The following is a 3,173-nucleotide window of genomic DNA, read 5'->3' on the forward strand; positions in this document are numbered from 1 at the left end:
AGGCGTTGCACGCCTTACTTGCAATGCTGATTGATCAGGTTCAGCAGGTTGCTGCGGGTGGTCGCGATGTTGCTGGTCGTGCCCGCCTGACTCAACGTGGGGGTCTTGCTGGGGTCGGTCCAGTCGGACACCGTGGGGGGCAGCGTCGCAGCGATCTGCATGATCGAGCCCACCGTGTCGTGTCCGGCCACACTCTGATTGGGCGAAGACTTGAGCGCGCGCCATGAAGACCAGTTGAAGACGTTGTTGGGCCAGCCCAGCAGAGGGTCGGGGGTCCAGTCCTGCAGCCAGAAGTGCAATGAGCCCGCGCTGGCTGCCCGACCGCAATAGCGGTTGTTCGACAGCGTGGTCGAGGGCGTCACCCACACGGGTTTGCGGTTGCCGCTGGCCTCGTCGTGCCAGGCGAAAACGTTGCCGGTCACCTGGATGCCCGTGTTCAGGTGGGCGGGGTCCACGGCAGACTGCGCGGTCATGAACACCCCATCGCCGCCGTTGCCCGCGAACTGGTTGTTGGTGATCCTGGTGCCGGGGCTGCCGCGCAGCTGAACGCCCTGGTTGCGGTTGCCAAAGACGACGTTGTTGTTGATCAAGCCGCGGTCCGAGTTCTCCAGGTAGATGCCGATGAGGTTGAAGGCCACCACGTTGTTCTGGATCAGGTTGTCGTGGTTGAGCGTGTCCAGCCAGATGCCGTGTCCTGCGTTGGCAGCGACGACGTTGCCCGAGATCTCGGAGCCGGTCAGGGCCTTGCCTCCGATGAACTTGGTCGGCCCGGCCTCCCAGTTGGGGTTGAAGCCGCGCGTGTTGTTGCCGGTGAAGGTGTTGCCCGTGATCTTGAGCTTGTTGCCGTTGGCAAACAGGCCGACCTGGCCACAGCGTTTGAAGCTCGAGGCCGTGACCACGCTGTTGTCGCCGGAGATCACGGCGCAGCCTGAGTCGGCGTCGCGGATGTCGACGCGGTCCAGGGTGTTGCCGCTGCCAGTGAACTGCACGGCGCCGCCGCGCCAGAAGGTCGAGGTGTTGCTGCGCTCGAAGACGAGGTTCTGCAGCACCACGTTGTGCACCTTGGTGCCTTGTGCGATGAACTGCATCACGCTGACTTCCAGCGTTTCACTGGCGCCCAGTGCGGTGGCCAGTTTCACGTAGAGCTCGTTGTTGGCGCGGTCGAACCAAAACTGGTTGTTGCTCAGCTTGTCGGTGCCCTGGAACGCTCGGTGTCCCGGCCACAGGCCTTCGGGGTTGCCAACCAGGCCGGCTTGAAGGTCGGGGTCGATGGTGCTGGTGTCCACACTCGGGTGGTAACCGCCGAACACCTGTCCGCCCACTTGCTGCAGCGAGCGCTGACCATCGGGCAAGGTGTCGCGAAAGACCTGCTGAGGCTCCAGCGTCTTGGTGGCGCCCCACTGGCGCACCAGCCAGCTGCGTTTGTAGAGGTAGCCGCCGGTGCTGCTGACCAGCTGCCAGTTGCCGACTTTCAAGCTGCCTCGGATGATGGGCTTGGTGCTGCCTGCGGCTTTGATGGTGGTGACGGCCTGGCCCGCGCCCGGATTGGCGCTGAGGCGGTCGAAGTTCATCACGTCCTGGCCCACCACGTCGGTCAACGCACCGTCGATCGTGGCGTGGTAAGGCTTGTCGCTGTTGCCGGTGATGATCACCGTGTCGCCCGCGACTGTCTTGCTCAGTGCGTCCCCCAGGTGCTTGTAGGGCTTGAACAAACCGCCACAGTCGGTGGCAGGCAAGAGGCAGCTGCCTTTGTTGTTGACGTAGATGTTCTTGGCCTGTGCCGACGTCATCGCCAGGATGGCGAGCGCCAGTGCGACACCGGTGGTGCGTGCATGCATGGGGTCCCTTTTTGCTAGCTTGATGCCTGCAGTGTCCGCATTCCCCTTGCCGCGTCGATGAGGGAAGTCACGGGTTCGGCAACCACAGGGCAAGCTTGCGACGCAAGATGCCCCGACCAATCGGTCGGTGGTTCAGGGCGCGATGGTCAGCGCGATGTCCCATTCCTGCATCAGCTTCGGGAAGGGCGCTGGCGGCAGGGCCTGTGTGAACACGCGGCGCGCATCGCGCAGTTGGCCGACCTGGGCCAGGCCGGCCTGGCCGAACTTGCTGGCGTCGGCGACGATCCAGCTCTCGCGTGACTGACTGACCATGGTCTGGTAGACCGCCTGCTCGCGCAGGTCGCGGTCGCGCAGGCTGCCGTCGGGGTCGATCCCCAGTGTGCCCACGATGGCGATGTCGACCTTGAACTGCTGCAGGTACTCCACCGTGGCGTCGCCTTCCATGGCGCTGTCGCGGGTGCGCAGCATGCCGCCGGCCACGTGAACCTTGCACTGCGGGTGCTCGCTGAGCAGGCTGGCGACGTGCAGGTTGTGCGTCACCACCGTCAGGCCTGGCTTTTTCAGCAGCTCGCGCGCCACCGCCTCGATGGTGGTGCCGATGCCCATCATCAGCGTGGCGCCATCCGGCACAGCGGCGGCCACCGAGCGGGCGATGCGCGCCTTGGCATCGGCGAACAGGGCCTGGCGCTCTTTCCAGGCGGCCACGGCCGGCGCTTCGCGAGGCAGGCTGACACCACCATGAAAGCGCGTGAGCAAGCCGGCCTCGGACAGGCGCTGCACGTCGCGGCGCACGGTTTGCATGGTCACGTCCAGGCGCTGGGCCAGGCGCTCGACCGACACCGACCCGCGCGCCTTGACTTCGTCGAGCAGGGCTTGCTGGCGGGGGTTGGGGCTCCAGGTCGGGGAGGATGGCATGGCGGCGATGAGGAGGATGGACGGGTGAAGGCGCGACGCGAAAAGCGTTTTGCGCGCAGCCTATCCGAAAAGATAGCAACAGAAAAGCAAGGAAAGCGCGCGTGGCATGCGCGCCTCCCCAAGTAAATCCGGGCATGCCGTGGCGAGGCCTTCGGCACAATCGGGGCACAGATGCGCCACAGCATCGGACATGGCCTGCCCAACCCGGGCCATCCACAGAGGAGACCGCTTGAGCACGACCGCCGAACGCGCCGACCCGAACACCGAGGCGAGCCCGGGCGACCCCGCTTTGCGCCCCGCAGATCACTTGTGCGATGTGCTCGTGGTGGGTGGCGGCATCAACGGCGTCGGCATCGCGCGCGACCTGTCGGGCCGTGGCTGGCGCGTGGTGCTGTGCGAGCAGGACGACCTGGCCAGCCA

At 65.6% G+C, this 3,173-nt stretch carries 3 protein-coding genes; 1 reads left to right on the forward strand and 2 read right to left on the reverse strand.

What is annotated here, in order from left to right; translation table 11 throughout:
* Positions 1-14: 14 nt before the first annotated feature.
* The gene (locus B2W70_RS15755) at positions 15-1,838 is read right to left on the reverse strand and encodes a right-handed parallel beta-helix repeat-containing protein (protein ID WP_286747089.1); all 1,824 of its coding nucleotides are present in this window, start codon (positions 1,836-1,838) and stop codon (positions 15-17) included.
* A gap of 132 nt (positions 1,839-1,970) precedes the next feature.
* On the reverse strand, positions 1,971-2,753 hold the full coding sequence (locus tag B2W70_RS15760) for a DeoR/GlpR family DNA-binding transcription regulator (protein WP_058086316.1): 783 nt from the start codon (positions 2,751-2,753) through the stop codon (positions 1,971-1,973).
* Positions 2,754-3,042: 289 nt separating this feature from the next.
* Between B2W70_RS15760 and B2W70_RS15765 the strand changes: the two genes are divergently transcribed.
* The coding region (locus tag B2W70_RS15765; RefSeq protein ID WP_286747092.1) for an FAD-dependent oxidoreductase at positions 3,043-3,173 on the forward strand (131 nt) is incomplete at its 3' end.

Source organism: Aquabacterium sp. UBA2148, assembly GCF_002328915.1.
Taxonomy (GTDB): domain Bacteria; phylum Pseudomonadota; class Gammaproteobacteria; order Burkholderiales; family Burkholderiaceae_C; genus Aquabacterium; species Aquabacterium parvum.

Coding starts and splice junctions, on each gene's coding strand:
- B2W70_RS15755 (WP_286747089.1), bottom strand. CDS start 1,838: ATGCATGCACGCACCACCGGTGTCGCACTGGCGCTCGCCATCCTGGCG.
- B2W70_RS15760 (WP_058086316.1), bottom strand. CDS start 2,753: ATGCCATCCTCCCCGACCTGGAGCCCCAACCCCCGCCAGCAAGCCCTG.